At 38.8% G+C, this 17,707-nt stretch carries 16 protein-coding genes and 1 other annotated feature; of the genes, 13 read left to right on the forward strand and 3 right to left on the reverse strand.

Annotated elements, in window-relative coordinates; all coding sequences use genetic code 11:
* Positions 1–320 precede the first annotated feature (320 nt).
* The gene (locus tag IGJ55_RS05290) at positions 321–908 is read left to right on the forward strand and encodes an ATP-dependent Clp protease proteolytic subunit (protein WP_069639528.1); all 588 of its coding nucleotides are present in this window, start codon (positions 321–323) and stop codon (positions 906–908) included.
* Positions 909–1,055: 147 nt separating this feature from the next.
* Entirely contained in the window at positions 1,056–1,490 is a 435-nt protein-coding gene (locus IGJ55_RS05295) for a hypothetical protein (RefSeq protein ID WP_069639527.1), read from the forward strand.
* A 378-nt stretch (positions 1,491–1,868) separates the two neighbouring features.
* Here the strand turns inward: IGJ55_RS05295 and IGJ55_RS05300 are convergent, their stop codons facing one another.
* Both IGJ55_RS05300 and IGJ55_RS05305 read right to left on the reverse strand, forming a co-directional pair.
* Positions 1,869–2,030 carry a hypothetical protein gene (locus IGJ55_RS05300; RefSeq protein WP_167351665.1) on the reverse strand — a complete coding sequence of 54 codons (162 nt, stop codon included), beginning with the start codon at positions 2,028–2,030 and terminating at the stop codon, positions 1,869–1,871.
* A gap of 32 nt (positions 2,031–2,062) precedes the next feature.
* Positions 2,063–2,419: a hypothetical protein gene (locus IGJ55_RS05305; protein WP_069639526.1), complete on the reverse strand. Its 357-nt coding sequence runs from the start codon at positions 2,417–2,419 to the stop codon at positions 2,063–2,065.
* Positions 2,420–2,570: 151 nt separating this feature from the next.
* Positions 2,571–2,830 (forward strand) — a binding site (T-box leader).
* 145 nt (positions 2,831–2,975) lie between these two features.
* Here IGJ55_RS05305 and IGJ55_RS05310 point away from each other — a divergent pair.
* From IGJ55_RS05310 to IGJ55_RS05335, 6 genes are all read left to right on the forward strand, one after another.
* The gene (locus IGJ55_RS05310) at positions 2,976–4,256 is read left to right on the forward strand and encodes an O-acetylhomoserine aminocarboxypropyltransferase/cysteine synthase family protein (RefSeq protein ID WP_069639525.1); all 1,281 of its coding nucleotides are present in this window, start codon (positions 2,976–2,978) and stop codon (positions 4,254–4,256) included.
* A gap of 746 nt (positions 4,257–5,002) precedes the next feature.
* Positions 5,003–6,526 (forward strand): 2-isopropylmalate synthase, encoded by a 1,524-nt coding sequence (locus IGJ55_RS05315; RefSeq protein WP_430607617.1) that lies wholly within the window; start codon positions 5,003–5,005, stop codon positions 6,524–6,526.
* Entirely contained in the window at positions 6,526–7,572 is a 1,047-nt protein-coding gene (gene leuB, locus IGJ55_RS05320) for a 3-isopropylmalate dehydrogenase (protein WP_069639523.1), read from the forward strand. The genes IGJ55_RS05315 and leuB overlap by 1 nt, the downstream gene beginning before the upstream one ends.
* Position 7,573: 1 nt before the next feature.
* Positions 7,574–8,950, forward strand: coding sequence for a 3-isopropylmalate dehydratase large subunit (gene leuC / locus IGJ55_RS05325; RefSeq protein WP_430607619.1), 1,377 nt, complete (start codon positions 7,574–7,576; stop codon positions 8,948–8,950).
* Entirely contained in the window at positions 8,950–9,537 is a 588-nt protein-coding gene (leuD, locus tag IGJ55_RS05330; protein ID WP_069639521.1) for a 3-isopropylmalate dehydratase small subunit, read from the forward strand. The genes leuC and leuD overlap by 1 nt, the downstream gene beginning before the upstream one ends.
* A 229-nt stretch (positions 9,538–9,766) precedes the next feature.
* A complete protein-coding gene (locus IGJ55_RS05335) occupies positions 9,767–10,516 on the forward strand; it encodes a class I SAM-dependent methyltransferase (RefSeq protein WP_429950611.1) in 750 nt (249 codons plus the stop codon).
* Positions 10,517–10,607: 91 nt separating this feature from the next.
* Here the strand turns inward: IGJ55_RS05335 and IGJ55_RS05340 are convergent, their stop codons facing one another.
* Entirely contained in the window at positions 10,608–12,509 is a 1,902-nt protein-coding gene (locus IGJ55_RS05340; RefSeq protein WP_429950613.1) for a PfkB family carbohydrate kinase, read from the reverse strand.
* Between the two features lie 366 nt (positions 12,510–12,875).
* Here IGJ55_RS05340 and IGJ55_RS05345 point away from each other — a divergent pair, with 366 nt between their 5' ends.
* The 5 genes from IGJ55_RS05345 (at position 12,876) to IGJ55_RS05365 (ending at position 17,553) form a co-directional block, all read left to right on the forward strand.
* On the forward strand, positions 12,876–13,511 hold the full coding sequence (locus IGJ55_RS05345; RefSeq protein WP_069638818.1) for an ECF transporter S component: 636 nt from the start codon (positions 12,876–12,878) through the stop codon (positions 13,509–13,511).
* A gap of 24 nt (positions 13,512–13,535) precedes the next feature.
* Positions 13,536–14,324 (forward strand): energy-coupling factor transporter transmembrane component T, encoded by a 789-nt coding sequence (locus IGJ55_RS05350; protein ID WP_429950615.1) that lies wholly within the window; start codon positions 13,536–13,538, stop codon positions 14,322–14,324.
* 13 nt (positions 14,325–14,337) lie between these two features.
* Complete coding sequence (locus tag IGJ55_RS05355) at positions 14,338–15,189, forward strand: energy-coupling factor ABC transporter ATP-binding protein (RefSeq protein WP_207120682.1); 852 nt, start codon at positions 14,338–14,340, stop codon at positions 15,187–15,189.
* Positions 15,189–15,995, forward strand: a complete 807-nt coding sequence (locus IGJ55_RS05360; RefSeq protein WP_429950617.1) for an energy-coupling factor ABC transporter ATP-binding protein — start codon at positions 15,189–15,191, stop codon at positions 15,993–15,995. Before IGJ55_RS05355 ends, IGJ55_RS05360 begins: the two co-directional genes overlap by 1 nt.
* 118 nt (positions 15,996–16,113) lie before the next feature.
* Positions 16,114–17,553, forward strand: a complete 1,440-nt coding sequence (locus tag IGJ55_RS05365) for an MFS transporter (protein WP_069638837.1) — start codon at positions 16,114–16,116, stop codon at positions 17,551–17,553.
* Positions 17,554–17,707 lie beyond the last annotated feature (154 nt).

Here is a 17,707-nt window from a genome sequence, read left to right on the forward strand (position 1 = left end):
GAAGTTTTGTATGGTTTATGACAGATGAGAATCAAATAGATCCAGTGTGACGTCGCCCTGTACCTCACTGGGTTTCTCAGCAATTATCGCGAAGTTACTTCTGATTTCACTAGTAATTCGAATTCCTGGAGTAGGGGATGTGACTCGTAGTGTTATGTCTCAGATAAAAATAAACAATAGATTACTTTTAAGTATCGATGGATCCTTGATGTTTGAAAAATAGTTTTTAAGGTCAAAACAAGTCAAAAAAGTGGACAAATTTTCATATTGCGGTATTATTAATATAGAGATTTAGCTTTAAAATATGGAGGTTAGTCGTGATGAACTATTTAGATGAAAATGAAGAAACAGAAGAAAAACAACAACCAAATGCGTTTATGAAAAAATTGTTTGAAGAGCGAACAATTTTGATTTACGGAGAAATCAATCAAGATTTAGCACGAGAAGTAACATCTCAATTATTGTTGCTAGCTGCAATGGGTGATGAGCCTATCAAAATCTTTATCAATAGCCAAGGCGGACATGTTGAAGCGGGAGATACGATTCATGACATGATCAAATTTGTAAAACCAGAAGTGATCGTGATCGGAACTGGTTGGGTTGCAAGTGCTGGTATTACGATTTACTTAGCTGCTGAAGCGAAGAATCGTTATAGCTTACCAAATACACGCTATATGATCCATCAACCTGCTGGCGGTGTGCAAGGACAAAGTACAGAGATTCAAATTGAAGCCAAAGAAATCATCCGTATGCGTGAACGTGTCAATCGCTTGATCGCTGAAGCGACAGGTCAAACTTACGAAAAAATCGCAAAAGATACAGACCGTAACTTCTGGATGTCAGCTGACGAAGCCAAAGAGTATGGCATGATTTCTAAAATCATCAAAACAAGTGACGAAATTCAATAAAAACATAAAAACTGCAAACAAAAAATCTGTTTGCAGTTTTTTTATAAGAAGAATCAGGGTAAAATTGTATTTTTGCAGATTCTTCTTGTCATCTGCCTATCAAACAGGGTAAAATTGAGTGATTACTAAAAGAAAGTAGGAAAGATTGTGAAACCAAATTTAGGCTATTATGTTCAAAACATCAATGATATTGTTAAAGAAACAGAAGAAGTCGGAGAAAAAATGAACGACTATTACGAGGAAGTTCGTAAAGCAATCGATAACGGCAAAGTAACGGAGTTGGCTCCAGAAAGAATTGCTGAGATTCAACGCATTTTCCAAGATGGCACCAAGGAATATACAATTATGCTTGAAAAAGTAACTCAATTGCGTCCACCTGCCCGTGTTATGGGAATCCATAAGAAATTCGAACGTTCATACATCGAATATTTAGCTGGTTGTAACGAAATGATTTTATCTTTAGATCCGGAAAAAGGGATCGATGTTGATTTGTTCAATCATTCAGAAGAAAAGCAAGATAAAGCAACAGATGACATTTCATTTGCTATCACACGAATGAGCAACCTTTTATTAAATAAATAAAAAAATAAATGGAAAAATGACAAAAAATAGTAAGATTTCATTTTAATTTAATGTTATTTTTAGTAGACAAAAGAAAAAAACTGTTGTATTATATGATCATACCAACAACAACCTTTTTATTTTTCATTTTACTCTTATTGAGTAATACTCCTTTTCCATCGGCCTTTTCCGCCGATGGTTTTTTATTTATACGTTTTTGAAAATAAATATCATATTAATAATATATCTTTATCTTTTTAATTTTAACATACATAATGTTATTTTTTGTCTGTTTTAAGCAAAGAAAAGAGACTTGCTTTTAAAGACATAGAAAAAGATCTAAAACAGAAACATTACAGTCTGTTTTAGATCTTTAGATTTTCATGTGACTATTCCGTATTAATTTTCTACATTACGCACATAATCATCAAAATACTGAATCAGATCAGATTTGATCTTCTGATATTCAGCTTCTGTGTATTCACGTTCTTCAATCGTTCCATTAAAAAATGGAATCTCCAACTCTTCGCGCAAGCGCTCTACGACTTCACTTTGATCCATTTGGGCACCTTCTTTACCTGTTGTCTACTCTATTATAGAACATTAAAATCATTCGTCAACTGTTCAAAAGAATCTTTCATAGCCGTTAACTTATTATAAAGTAGGATGCTATCATCCTCTTCAAGAAAAAAGACCTGCTTCAATTCAAAATAGAAATCTTCAAAGGCTTTAAAAAAGGGGTGAACCTCTGAGGCCGTTAGTTCACTATTACTGTAGTAAAAAACACGTACACTATGATAATAGGTGAAGACTTCATTGATATTTAAAAGAATTCGAGTATCTTCAGGGCGTGGGCGGCTGGTGACTAAATCGTATAAAGTTAAGCTCTTTGTATGGATTTCAGATAAATAAGATAAGAGTATTTCCACTTTTTCATTACTTGCTGACATTAAATCAACCTCCAATTTTCTTAATTATAATAAAAAAGTAGAAGAAAGAGAAATAGGACACTCAATAGAAGAGTAATATTTATAAAAAATGAAAAATAAAGAAAAAAACGTTGACAAAAAAATGAGAATGCTCTAATATTATGACCAATACTAAAACTCATTGAAAAGAAGAGTACACAAGCAGACATTATATCCAGTGAATTGATGTGATCAGTTATTGGAGCGAGAGAGCTTTCGTTTGGTGCAAGAAAGTAATGATCCCTTGTCGAAAATGATCTTGGAGAGGAAAAATCAATTTGATTTTTACGGCAGCTACCGTTAACAAGGCACCAAATCAAGAAGTGATTCGACGTTTGGGTTGAGATGGAAGTGATTTCCAATAAAGGTGGTACCGCGACAGTCGCCCTTTACTAGTATAAAGCTAGTAGGGACGGCTTTTTTGTTCCTTTTAATGAGAATAAATAGAAAGAGGCGGTCATTATGCAAGAAGGTGATATGTGGATTGGCGATATAAAAAAAATCAATAAAATAAAAAATAGAAAAGGAATGACGCATAATGACAAACTCTAACTATCAATTTGAAACGATCCAAATCCATGGAGGACACAAACCCGACAAAGAGACGAATTCTAGAGCCGTACCTATTTACCAAACAACATCTTATACCTTTGACGACACACAAGATGCAGCCGAGAAATTTGCACTATCTAAAGCAGGAAACATTTATACACGCATCACAAATCCGACAACAGCAGTATTGGAAGACCGGTTGAATGAATTAGAAGGCGGTGTTGGAGCGGTAGCAGTAGCTTCAGGAACAGCGGCTGTCACTTATGCAATTCAAAACCTTGCAAGCAGCGGTGATCATATTGTCTCAGCTTCAACATTATATGGTGGAACATTTAACTTATTTGCTCATACATTGCCAGAATTTGGGATCACGACAACCTTTGTTGAGCCAGATCAGTTAAGTAATTTTGAAGAAGCCATCAAAGAAAATACCAAAGCGATTTTTGTAGAAACGATTGGTAATCCAATTACGAATGTTGCAGATTTAGAAGCCATTGCAGAAATTGCACATAAACATGAGTTACCATTGATCGTGGATAATACTTTTGCAACGGCCTATTTGAATCGTCCTTTTGATTTTGGCGCTGATATCGTCGTATATTCCGCAACAAAATTCATTGGTGGGCACGGTGTTGCTTTGGGAGGTGTTATCATTGATTCTGGCAAATTCAACTGGGCAAATGGTAAATTCCCTAAACTTGTTGATCCAGACCCAAGCTATCATGGTTTATCCTATACAAAAGATGTTGGTGCACCAGCTTATATCACACGCTTACGCGTTTCTTTATTAAGAGATACAGGGGCAGCGATTTCACCCTTCAATAGTTTTTTATTGATTCTAGGTCTAGAAACATTATCTTTGCGCATAGAGCGACATGTAAAAAATGCGCAGACTGTAGCGGAATTTTTAAATAAGCACCCGAAAGTTGAGTGGGTTAATTATCCAGGCTTACCGAACAATCAATATCATCAACTAGCAGAAAAATACTTACCAAAAGGAGCAGGCTCAGTCTTTACTTTTGGAGTAAAAGGTGGGGCCGAAGCTGGAAAAAATTTGATTGATCATGTTGAGCTGTTCTCACTATTAGCAAATGTCGGTGATGCGAAATCATTGATCATTCATCCAGCTTCAACAACGCATTCACAGTTGAGTGAAGATGAATTAAAAGCTTCAGGAACAGCGCCAGAATTGATTCGTCTATCCATTGGAATTGAAAATATTGAAGATATTATTGCTGACTTGGGGCAAGCATTGAATAAACTATAAAAAAATGAAAAGGTTGGGACAGGAAGTGCTTCTGCTCCACCCCTACCGTTCATACGGATTCCATTTGAGTGGGATATGATTCAAAGAGTTATGTCCCGTTCACTTTCTTAAAAAAATCTCATAAAACTGTTGACTTTGATTAAAAACTTTTGTATCTTTAATATTATAGTTTGAATTATTCAAAAATTCTGACAATAAAGGATGTTGAGGAAGATGAACAAGCAGACAACGACAATTACATTCTTATTATTACTGAAGGACTCATCACACTGATTTCTAGAAACCAGCTGCAGCACAGCTTTTTCTTATCAGACGTTGAGAGTCCTGTTTTCGCATTGCATGAACGGGATGACAAGCATCCCATATCGTGGGGTGCTTTTTTATTGTAAATCACAGCGATTGCTTGCAGAGCTGATGATGCACAATACTTGGCGAGCGAAGCGAGAGAAGTTTCGTTCGTCTAAAACACAGCGACTGCTTGCAGAGCTGATGATGCACAATACTTGGCGAGCGAAGCGAGAGAAGTTTCGTTCGTCTAAAACACAGCGACTGCTTGCAGAGCTGATGATGCGCAATACTTGGCGAGCGAAGCGAGAGAAGTTTCGTTCGTCTAAAACACAGCGACTGCTTGCAGAGCTGATGATGCACAATACTTGGCGAACGAAGCGAGAGAAGTTTTATTCGTGTCCCCTAACCTAAAAAAATGAAGAAAACCATTAACTCAATTCAGAAGGGAAGTATGAAAAATGAACACTATCCAATTCTTTGACACCACTCTAAGAGACGGCGAACAAACACCAGGTGTAAATTTTAACACCAAAGAAAAAGTTCAAATCGCTAAGCAACTTGAAAAATGGGGTATCGATACGATCGAAGCAGGATTTCCGATCGCATCAGTTGGTGATTTTGAAGCAGTTAAAGCCATCGCAGAAAATGCTGAAAAAATGACCGTCGCAGGTTTGGCACGGTGCCAAAAAGCTGACATCGATCGCGCTCATGAAGCGTTGCAAAATGCCAAGGACCCACAAATCCATGTATTTCTAGCAACTAGCCCGGTTCATATGGAATTTAAACTAAAAATGACACCAGACGAAGTAATCGCTTCTATTAAAGAACACGTTAGCTACGCTAGAACCAAATTTGAGAAAGTTCAGTTTTCACCAGAAGATGCAACCAGAACAGACAAACAATTTCTACTAAAAGCAGTTCAAACAGCCATTGATGCAGGTGCAACAATCATCAACGTTCCTGATACGGTTGGTTATTCCAATCCAACAGAATACGGCGCACTATTTAAATTTCTGATCGGAAATATCCAAAGCGATGAAGAAATTATTTTCTCTTCTCATTGCCACGATGACTTAGGAATGGCGACGGCCAATGCCTTAGCAGCGATCGAAAATGGCGCTTGTCGAGTAGAAGGAACAATCAATGGCATCGGCGAACGAGCTGGCAATACGGCGCTTGAAGAAGTAGCGTTGGCGCTATACATCAGAAAAGATTTCTACGAAGCCCAAAGCAACATCACATTGAATGAAACCAAAAGGACCAGCGATCTCGTCAGCCGTCTATCAGGCGTGGCAGTGCCAAGAAATAAAGCAATCATCGGAGCGAACGCTTACGCTCACGAATCAGGTATCCATCAAGATGGCGTATTGAAAAATCCAGATACCTACGAAATCATTACACCATCACTTGTTGGGGTAAATGAAAACTCATTGCCACTAGGGAAACTTTCCGGGCGTCATGCATTTGCCACAAAAATGGAAGCACTAGGCTACCAACTAACAGATGACGAACTAAAAGACGCCTTCAAACGCTTCAAATCATTGGCAGACAAAAAGAAACAAGTCACAGAAGACGATTTGATCGCGCTAATGGTTGGACAATCGCAAGAATGTAGCGAAGATTATCGCTTAGAACGTGTCCAATTGCAATACGTTTCTGACGGCAGTCAAGGAGCAATCGTGTCCATCAATACAGGTGAAAACGAAAGTAAAACAGAATCGGCGATCGGCTCTGGTAGTATCCAAGCGATCTATAATTCGATTGATAAAATATTCGACCAAAAACCAGAACTACAAGAGTATTACATTAAAGCCATCACAGGCGGTGAAGATGCCCAAGCAGAAGTGCATGTAACCTTAGCAGATACTGAAAACAACAAGCAATTCAACGGTATCGGCATCGATTTCGATGTCTTACAAGCATCAGCGAAAGCTTACGTCAAAGCCAGTGAACAATTTCAAAAAGAAGTGGGGAAAGCCTAATGAGCAAACGAATTGTAGCATTGCCGGGTGACGGCATCGGAGCAGAAATCATGGATAGCGCACTAAAAATTTTAGCCGAAATCATGGTGCAAGATAATCTGGATTTTGATATTGAACGTTTTGCCTTTGGCGGCGCTGGTATTGATGAACAAGGTGATCCCTTACCAGCAGGAACCCTAAACGCTTGTGAAAAAGCCGATGCGATCTTACTAGGTGCCATTGGCGGTCCAAAATGGGACAATGCACCAAAACGTCCCGAACAAGGCTTGCTTGGGTTAAGAAAAGCTTTAGGACTTTTTGCAAATATCCGTCCGATTTCTGTGCCAGATGCAGTCGTTCATTTATCGCCATTAAAAGAAGAAAACGTTCGAGGCGTTGATTTTGTGGTCGTTCGTGAACTAACAGGTGGTATCTACTTTGGTGAAAAAAAGCTAGGGGAAACAGAAGCCTCAGACCTATGCACCTATTCAAAAGCTGAGATCCAACGTATTATCAGAAAAGCCTTTGAAATCGCCCAAACGAGAAATAAAAAAGTCACATCTGTTGATAAAGCCAATGTACTAGCGACCAGCAAATTGTGGCGTCAAACAGCCGAAGAAGTCGCACGAGAATTTCCAGATTGTACCTTAGAACATCAATTAGTCGATTCAGCGGCAATGGTCATGATACAAAAGCCAAAAGCCTTTGACGTACTTGTAACAGAAAATCTATTCGGCGATATCTTAAGTGATGAAGCATCGGTGATTCCAGGCTCACTAGGGATGATGCCAAGCGCCAGTCACAGCGAATCTGGTCCCTCATTATACGAACCAATCCATGGTTCAGCACCAGATATTGCTAATCAAAATATCGCCAATCCAATGTCGATGATCTTGTCAGTAGCGATGATGTTACGTCAATCATTTGGCTTAGAAAATTCAGCAAAGAAAATCGAAGAGGCTTGCGATCGTGTCATGAATCAAGGAATTCTAACCACAGACCTAGGTGGTAAAGCGACAACAACAGACTTTACAGAAGCTATAATAACAGAATTGAGAGGTGCTTAATATGGGAAAAACTCTATTTGATAAACTTTGGGAACAACATGTGGTATCGGGCGTTGCCGGAGAACCACAACTACTATACGTCAATCTGCATCTGATCCACGAGGTCACTTCACCACAAGCCTTTGAAGGACTAAGAGAAGCAGGCCGAAAAGTCCGCCGACCAGATAGAACCTTTGGGACGATGGATCATAACGTACCAACACAAGATATTTTTAACATCACAGATTTGGTGGCAAAAAAACAAATCGAAGCCTTGCAGAAAAACTGTGAAGAATTCGGTGTAACGCTCTGTGATAACGGCAGTGACCGTCAGGGAATCGTGCATATGGTGGGACCCGAAACAGGCTTGACACAACCAGGGAAAATCATCGTTTGTGGGGATTCACATACAGCAACTCACGGCGCATTTGGAGCCTTGGCATTCGGTATTGGAACCAGTGAAGTGGAACATGTTTTTGCCACACAATGCATTTGGCAAAATAAGCCAAAATCAATGGGTGTTAAAATTACTGGAAAACTAGCCAAAGGCGTGTATGCCAAAGATATTATTCTTGCCTTGATCGCAAAATATGGGGTTGATTTTGGTGTTGGACATGCGGTTGAATTTTACGGTGAAACGATTGAAAATCTAACGATGGAAGAACGCATGACCATCTGTAACATGGCCATCGAAGGCGGCGCAAAAATGGGGATGATGGCGCCAGATGAAAAAACCTTTGACTATGTACGTGGCAGAGAATATGCACCAGAAGATATGGAAGCGGCAATCGCTGATTGGAAAAAACTGCCAAGTGATCCAGACGCAACTTATGATGTGGATCTAGAATTAAACGCAGATGAACTGGTTCCCTTCATTACATGGGGAACGAATCCAGAAATGGGCATCCCAATCACAGGGACATTCCCAGAAATCAAAGACATGAACGACGAACGTGCCTATAACTACATGGATCTAAAACCAGGACAACGCCCATCAGATATCGAAATCGGCTACGTTTTTATCGGCTCATGTACCAACGGCCGACTATCCGATTTAGAAGAAGCGGCTCGTATCGTAAAAGGCAAAAAAGTCAAAGAAGGCATTACCGCAATCGTAGTACCAGGCTCAAGACCTGTTCGTAAAGCAGCAGAGAAAATCGGCTTGGATAGAATCTTCATCGAAGCAGGCTTTGAATGGCGTGAACCAGGCTGCTCCATGTGTCTAGGCATGAATCCAGACCAAGTACCAGAGGGTGTTCACTGTGCCTCAACCTCGAACCGAAACTTTGAGGGACGCCAAGGCAAAGGGGCAAGAACCCATCTTTGCAGCCCGGCGATGGCGGCAACAGCTGCGATTGAAGGAACGTTTAGAGACATTAGAGAGGAGCTTGGTGCATAATGGAGGCATTTACACAACATACAGGAACTGCGGTTCCACTAATGAATGACAATATCGACACCGATCAAATCATTCCAAAATCATTTCTAAAACGAATCGAAAAAACAGGGTTTGGCGAGTTTTTATTTGATGAATGGCGTTATTTGCCGGACCGTACACCAAATCCAGAATTCACTTTGAATGAACCACAATACAAAGGCGCGACGATTCTGATTTCTGGTGACAACTTTGGATCAGGTTCATCACGAGAGCATGCGGCTTGGGCGTTGGATGATTATGGTTTTAGAGCGGTTATTGCAGGAAGTTTCAGTGATATTTTTTATATGAATGCGACGAAAAATGGACTATTGCCAATTGTATTGAAGCGAGAAGAATTGGATGCATTGGCGGGGCTTCAAGCAGATGAAATGATTACAATTGATTTACCTGCTCAACAAGTGGTGACGTCGATTGGTACGTATTCTTTTGAAATTGACAGCACTTGGAAGCATAAATTAGTGAATGGGTTAGATGAGATTGCGATCAGCTTGACGCATGATTCTGAGATTGCGGCTTATGAAGCGAAGATTCCAGCATATTGGCAATAAGAAATAGTAAGAGTGAGGTTGGGACAGGAGTGTTTAACCCCGAGAACCACGTAGGTACTATGCAACATCAGTTTATGATATTTACTGTGTTTTACAGCAATTTCAGCTTATTTCCGAAAGGGTTGCTTCTGCTCCCACCGTTTATTCATATTTAGGGTGTGAAACAAAAGTACTTTTTACTTTTGTCCCACACCCTGCTTTTCATTAAATCGTTAGGAGGGTGAAAACCATGGAATGGGATGCAAAAAAATATAATACGACACATGATTTTGTTTTTAAGTATGGCGCAGGATTGTTGGAGTTAGTACCGAAAGAGCCGAAAAAAGTGTTGGATATTGGCTGTGGGACTGGCGCATTAACGAGTCAAATTGCGGACCTGGGGCATGAAGTGACGGGAATCGATCAATCAGTAAATATGATCGATCAAGCAAAAAAAAGTTATCCTAATTTGAATTTTTTACAGGAAGATATCTTAAATCCTTCCAATCAAATTGGTCTGTATGATGTCGCTTTTTCAAATGCAGTTTTTCATTGGATACCTGATCAAGATTTGTTATTAAAAAATATCCATCGACACTTAAATACGAATGGTCAGTTGATTTGTGAGTTCGGTGCAGTTGGGAATGTGCAGGCGATCAGAGGAGCTTTTGGGCGCGAGTTAAAGGCTTTGAGTATTCCTTTTGAGGAGCCTTTCTGTTTTACATCAATTGCAGATTATCAACTTTTGCTTGAAAAAAATCATTTTGAAGTTGTAGAGATTTTGGAATATGAACGACCAACACCACTAAAAGGCGGTTGGTCTGGTTTGAGAGAATGGATGGAGCAATTTTACGCTACGGAGTTAGGAGAATTATCTGAAGAGCAGAAAGAGCAGGTTCTTAAAAATTTGGAGCGAGCGTTGAAATCAAGCTTATGGAAATTTGATCACTGGGAGGCTGATTATCGTAGGCTTAGAATAACGGCATATAAACATCCTTAATAGAAGATACACAGAACAATAAAGAGCTTAGGACTGAAGTGAGACCCAAGCTCTTTGTTTTGTATAATTGGTTTATTCTCAAATAATAGGATTATTTTTTTATTAAGCCATCTTCTTTTTGTTTAATGTATGTTTCAAGACTATGTCTATCGATCAAAGAAGCCACAACACCATCGCGCGTAATACAAAAACCAGCAGCATAAGTGGCAATTCGAACGGCAGCTTTTAAAGAATAACCGTATAAGAGGTAAGAGGCGAGTGCACTGATAAAGGCATCACTTGCGCCAGTTGTGTCAATAGCTGGAAAGTCAGCCGCTGGAAAATACTCTGCCCAATCAATCGTTTTAACATAACAGCCTTGCTCACCCAATGTAACGATAATCGTTTGAATTCCGTAATTTAACAGAAAATTTGCTTTTTCTTCAATTGAGGAAAATTCAGGACAAAGTTCATTCAACTCATCCTCATTAGGAATCAAAATATCAACCAACGACAAAATGTTTTCCGGTATTTTTCCATAGGCAGAAGGTTTAAAAATGGTTTTAGCGCCATATTCATGTGCCAGAGAACAAGCTTTAGCTACCGTGTCCAAAGGAATCTCGGACTGGATCAAACAATAGCCTGCATTTTCAAACAATTCTTTTTTTTCTTCAATATCTTCTGGCGTAAAGATCCCATTAGCACCTGGCAAGATAGAAATCGTCGAATGTCCGTTAGCTGCAACAAAAATATAGGCTTTTCCTGTATCCGTATGGGGACGTCGTTTGATTCCTAATGAATCCACGCCATATTGGTTTAAGGCAGAATAAACATAATCAGCGTCCAAGTCTGATCCAATATTTCCAATCAGTCCAACTCGATGACCGAGTTTGGCAGCACCGATGGATTGATTTACCCCTTTTCCACCTGGCTGAATAGATGAACTGGAAATCGAAACGGTTTTCCCGCTGTTGGGAAGCTTTGGAACGGTAAGATAAGTATCAATATTTATACTTCCTACAACGGTGAGCCTTGGTATATTCAGATTAAAAGGTAAACTGATTGTTGTTCGATTGTTTAAGTGAAAAGCTTGTGCGAATGGCTGTGATTTTTGCTTATTTTGTTCAATCCGATGGATCAATTGGTTGCCGATATAAGTACCAAAGTCAGTGTTTTGAATTGCATACGTTGAAATCTCAGATAACTCAGAAAAGGTCAGTGGCTCTGTGTGATCACTCTTTAAAGAAATCAACGAAATATCTTCTGGTATTTTGTAACTAAGTGTGTTTACTAATTGATAAAATTCTAAAGCTTTATGATAGTGGGAAGAAACGACCCCTGTGATTTGTCGATTGTTTAGTTTCTGAGCCAAATTATCATTTAATTCATCAAAAATCAATTCCTTATCTAGTTTCATATGATTGTCAAACAAACACTTTTTATACCCCTCTAAAAAGGCAGATGTTCGTCGTCCTTTAGAAAGTAAACAAGCAATTTGACTATGCTTTTGATCGATCAGCTCTTGGGTGATTTGGTAAGCTGCTTCTTCATAAGGAAAACAGATTGCATGCTTCCCGCCATTTGGACCGACTGTTAGTAGTGGGATCGAAGCATCTTTAAAATAAGTAGCAAAAGACAAGCTTTGTTCCGTTAGGGGCTCCCAAATAACGCCATCTACATTTTGTTTGCATAAGGAAGTAATGTTTTTTAATTCTTGGTCTTTATCCGAATAATTATTGAAAACTAAGGTGCTATAACCGTTACCTTGAGCGGTTTGAATGATTCCATCTAAGGTTGTATTTAATGAAGCAGAAGATTTCAGCAAAACACCAATAATCCAACTTTTAGAGGAACTAGTATTAGCAGAAGCGTAAGGCGTATAATTGTATTCCTTTACAATTTTTAAAACCCGTTCTCTCGTTTCTTTACTGATGCTTTGATCTTTTTGGTTAACGATTTTTGAAACAGTTGAAGCTGAAACACCTGCGAGTTTTGCAATATCTTTTATATTCATCACTGTTATTCTCCGTTTCATACGTTATTTAATTTTTTGAAAATCAGATTTTTATAGTTCATATTCAGCGCATAGAGTTTTAAAATTTTTAGAACAATATGTCGGTTAAATTGATTGAAAGTAGTAATTGTATCTGTCAAAATGATGAATCAACCTTGTCTAAATAATAGATAATTAAATCTATTAAGTCAATAAGAATCATTATATGACTTTTTGTAAGCATTATCATTTATACGAAAAATTATTTGAAAATACGTTGACAAATCAGCAAACTGGTGTTAAATTCAATTTAAGAAAACGTTTTCCGAAAATATTTTCTTAGATGGAATTAAGATAGTATTGTGCAAAGAGAATGGAGGGACGAGGATGAAGAAGAACAAATTTTTAGAAGGGATAAGAAGTCAATTTACAACTAAATCTTTAGTGTTGATTCCGATCGCTGTTGGGATCAATTTGATCGGTGGTACACTCTGCTCGGCACTTAAATTACCGTTATTTTTAGATATGATCGGTACAATTATTATTGCCTGTCTTTCAGGGCCTTGGGTAGCAGCTTTGTGTGGATTACTAACAAACGTTTTTTTAACGCTTGTGGCCAATCCAGTTTACTTTCCCTATTCAGTTGTCAGTATCTTATGTGCCTTAGTTACTGGTTTTATGGTAAAGGCAGGGTTGTTCAAAACCATTTGGGGCGCTATTTTGACTTGGCTTGCTTGTGCGTTAACAAATACTGTTTCAGCTTCACTGATTACAATTTTTGTTTACGGAGGCGCTACAGGGGTCAATGGCAGTTCAGTTTTTACAGCCGCTTTAATTGCGACGACAAAACAAATTTTTCTTTCTGTGATCTCTACATCGATGCTTGAAAACGTGATTGATAAAGGTATTGTCTTTTTGATTGCCTTCTTACTCGTCCAAAAAATTCCGAAAAGATTTCTCAGTCAATATGCAATAGGAATGAATGAAAGTGAGCTGGAAGACGATGAAGAATGGGCGAAATAATCAGAAGTTAGGAGGGAGCAACACGTGAAGGTATCAACGACATTCATTCCTCGACATACGGTGATCGAGCGATTGAATCCTATGACAAAAGTATTAGCGGTTTTTACACTCGGTTTAAGTACCTTGATTTTTCCAAGTATCTGGTTAGGTTTTGCTATTATTATCGGTTTATTTATTATTTCTTACTTGGCAAAGATTTTGAAACCGTTTACCCGTTTGATAGTAGGATTTGGGGTTCCAATTACAGTGATGCTTTTGTTTATCCAAGGCTTTTATAGTACAAGTAATGTCACGTTTATTGCAGATTTTGGTTTTGCAAAATTAGGACTTGAAGGTGTTTTATATGCCTTGAAAATTGTCACCACACTCTTAGTTTTTATGGGAAGCTTTTATATCATGAATCAAACCACGGATAAAGGAAAACTGGTCGCGGCTTTAACGAATAGTGGCTTGCCGCCCAAAGCTGGCTATCTCGTACTAGCAACGTTAAATGTGGTACCGCAAATGCAAAGACGATTAGCGACGATCCAAGAAGCACAAGAAGCACGAGGGGTTGAAACTGGTGGAACGATTTTTTCCAGGATCAAGTCATACATTCCGCTTTTAGGACCTGTCATCATGTCTTCATTGACAGATGCCCAAGAACGAGGAATGACACTGGAAACAAGAGGTTTCGGGATCAAAGGGGTGAAACAAACAAGCTACGTTCAAGTGAAAGTCAGCAAATTGGACAAACGAATCAATAGCGGGCTGATCCTATTTTTCCTACTCACATTAGCCGTCACTATTTTGATGAAATCTACTATTCTATAAGAAGGGAGCCGTTATGAACAAGGTGATTGTTGAAGCAAAAAACTTTTCTTATCGATACAACCAAACCCCAAGAAGAGCATTAAAAAATCTTGATTTTCAAGTAGAAGAAGGGAGCTTCTTTTGTATTATTGGCGCAAATGGTTCAGGAAAATCAACACTTTGCAATGCATTAGTCGGACTGATTCCTCATTATTTTGTTGGAAAAAAAGCCGGTGAAATCATAATTGATGGATTGAAAACGGAAACGAGTACCATCGCAGAATTATCAACTAGGATCGGTTTAGTTTTTCAAAATCCTTTCAATCAATTATCGTATACGGCGGCAACTGTAGCAGAAGAATTAGCATACGGCTTAGGGAACAGAGGCATCTCACGGGAAGAAATGCATCAAAAAGTTGACTATGTAGCCAAGCTAATGCGGATCGATCAGCTTCTTTCTAAAAATCCGTTGGAGCTGTCAGGTGGTCAAGTTCAAAGAGTCGCGTTTGGTTCAACTTTTATTTTAGAACCTAAAATCTTGGTCTTAGATGAATGTACGACACAGTTAGACCCATTAGGCGGTGACGAACTATTTTCAATCGTCAAAAAGTTAAATCAAAACGGTGTAACAGTGATCATGGTAGACCATGATATGGAACGTGTTGCACAAAATGCCGATAAAATCATGGTACTTTCAGAAGGGGAGATTGTAGCAATTGATACACCCCAAAAAATATTTGAGGATCCCTTTATCACAACGTACGGCATTGATGTACCAGATTATGTAAAACTTTCAAAAGCCTTAGCAGAAAAAAATTATACCCATCATGCAATAGAAATCACGGAAGAACCGACTATAGCATTAGTTAAGGAGGCTTTGAAGTAATGGACATTACATTAAAAAAACTCCGCTATGCGTACCCTACAGGAGATGACATTCTAAAAGGAATCGATTTATCTATTAGTGGAACGGAACCTGTAGCAATTATTGGGCAAAACGGAGCTGGAAAAACAACCATTGTGAAACATTTTAATGGTATTTTACGTCCTAAATCAGGAGAAGTGTTGATTGAAGGCGAATCTATCGAACAGAAAACAACCGCACAATGGGCTAAAAAAGTGGGCTACGTCTTTCAAAATCCAGATGATCAACTATTCTTAGAAAGCGTGCGAAAAGAATTTACCTTTGGACCTAAACAAATCGGTATGCCTCAACAAGAAATTGAAGAGCGTTTGAATTGGGTCGCTGAATTGGTAGGGCTTTCAGATAAATTAGAGGTCCATCCGTTCGATTTAAATGCCACTGAAAAGAAATTTTGTACAATCGGTTCTATCATTATGATGAATACAAGTATAGTTATTTTTGATGAACCAACTTGTGGACAAGATGTAAACGGCAATCTCAGACTACGAAGGATTATCCAAAAGTTGAGAGATAAGGGTGTATTGTGCATTGCCATCAGCCATGATATGAAATTTGTGGCAGACAACTTTGAGCGAATTATCGTTTTATGCCAAGGAGAAATCATTTTGGATGGATCTGCTGATGAAGTCTTTTCAGAAGTAGCAACCCTAAATAAAAGTTTTGTAACGCCTCCGCCAATTACAAGAGTTGGACAAGGAGCGGGATTTAAAAAAACAGTCTTTACAACAGAAGCTTTTATGAAAGTTTTTGAAGAGGAAAGGAGATAATCTGAATGTCTAGTGTGATGAGCCGGATTATTGTAGAAGACGGGTGACTTTTAGCGATAAGAGTCAATAGCAGCAGTATCTACAAAATAATAGAATCATGAAAGGTGTGGTTGTGGAAATGGCAACTAAAAACGAAGCAGAAAAAGTATTGGGGGTTCCTGTACCAAAGGAAGGCACGGCAGAGTTTGAAAAAATGAATCGCATGGCAAAGCGGGCAATTCCGTTGATCTTGATTATTTTTATTTTTGGAATCCTTGAACAGCAAGCATTTGGTATGATTTTTGTTAATATCGGTCAAGAGTTGGGTACGCCAGGATTAGCGCCATTGATTACGTCAATTCCTGGGATTGTATTAGGCATCGTTTGTGTGATTTATGGTTCGTTGGGTGATTTTGTGTCGCTTAAGAAAATGACCATGCTCGGTGTGAGTATTCTTGTTATTGGTTCGGCTATTGGTTTTATTTTAGGACCAGTTAGCATTTGGGCAGTTGTGATTGCACGTGTTCTGCAATCAGCTGGCGGACAAGTAGCAGGTTCTGTTTTCTTAGTGTTAGTTTCAAAATATATTGCGAAAGAAAATCGAGTGATCTACTATGGCATTTTTGTTGCAGTCTTTCGTTTTTCGGCAGCACTTGGCGTAATTGCAGCAGGTTATGTCACTAAAATCGATTGGCGTTGGTTGTTCGCAGTGCCATTGATTTCAATTATTTTTATTCCATCATTAGCAAAAAATCTACCAGATGATCATGCAGAAGGTGCTAATATCGATGGGGTTGGTTTTACCTTGATTGGTGCTTTTGCTGGAGCGATGACGATGTTCTTTACAGATATGAACCTATTTTGGGCAATCAGCTCTGTGGTGACATTGATCGCGTTTATCGTTTATATCAACAAAGCAAAAAATCCGTTTATTACACCGGAATTCTTTAAAAATCCTGCTTTTATCGCAACGATGACCGTTATTTTTGTTGGCTATTTCTTCAGTTACACATTGAACGCAGGTGTGAATGCGATTGGTTTGAATGTTTATGGGATTGATTCGGCAGAAGTGTCAACATTATTAGTTTGGTCGATTTTATTAGCAGCGTTTCTTGGGTTTGTATGTGGACCAGTGATTAAAAAAATTGGACGTTCTGCAGGGATCATCATGGCCCTTTCATTTATGGGATTAGGGTTGATTGCCATCGCCTTTGCTATTCCTCATGGAAAAGTTTGGGCATTGGCTGTAGCACCTTGTATCTATTACTTTGGAACCTCGTTCTTTTACTCACCAATCGTCGATACAGCAACCTTAACTGTTTCACCAGAAGAATCAGGTCGTGTGTTAGGTGTAAATGATTTAGTTCAAGCAATTACAGGATCCGTTGGTGTAGCAGTGTTTGGTGGCATGATGTCCTCTGGCGCAATGTCAGGCGGTAGTATTGTTGGCGGAACAAGTGGTGATGTGTCAACATACGCAAATGTATTCCTAGTGGGCGGTGCGATCGTGCTAGCGGCACTCGTTATTTTCCTAGTAACGAAAAAGACGATCTATAGTCATTCAAGAGTAGATGAATAGAGAGTTTCACATAGATAATATCGGGCTAGTCACTACGCTGTGCTTCGATCATCTCAATTCCTAAGAGCGAAAGCTTTAGGGAGTGAAGGTCTTGGGAAAATAGACTAAACGAGCCCAAAGCCCACTATGCTTTTAAACGAGGAGGAAGTTAGAA

This window comes from Enterococcus sp. AZ170 (assembly GCF_050545135.1).
Lineage (GTDB): Bacteria > Bacillota > Bacilli > Lactobacillales > Enterococcaceae > Enterococcus_L > Enterococcus_L ureilyticus.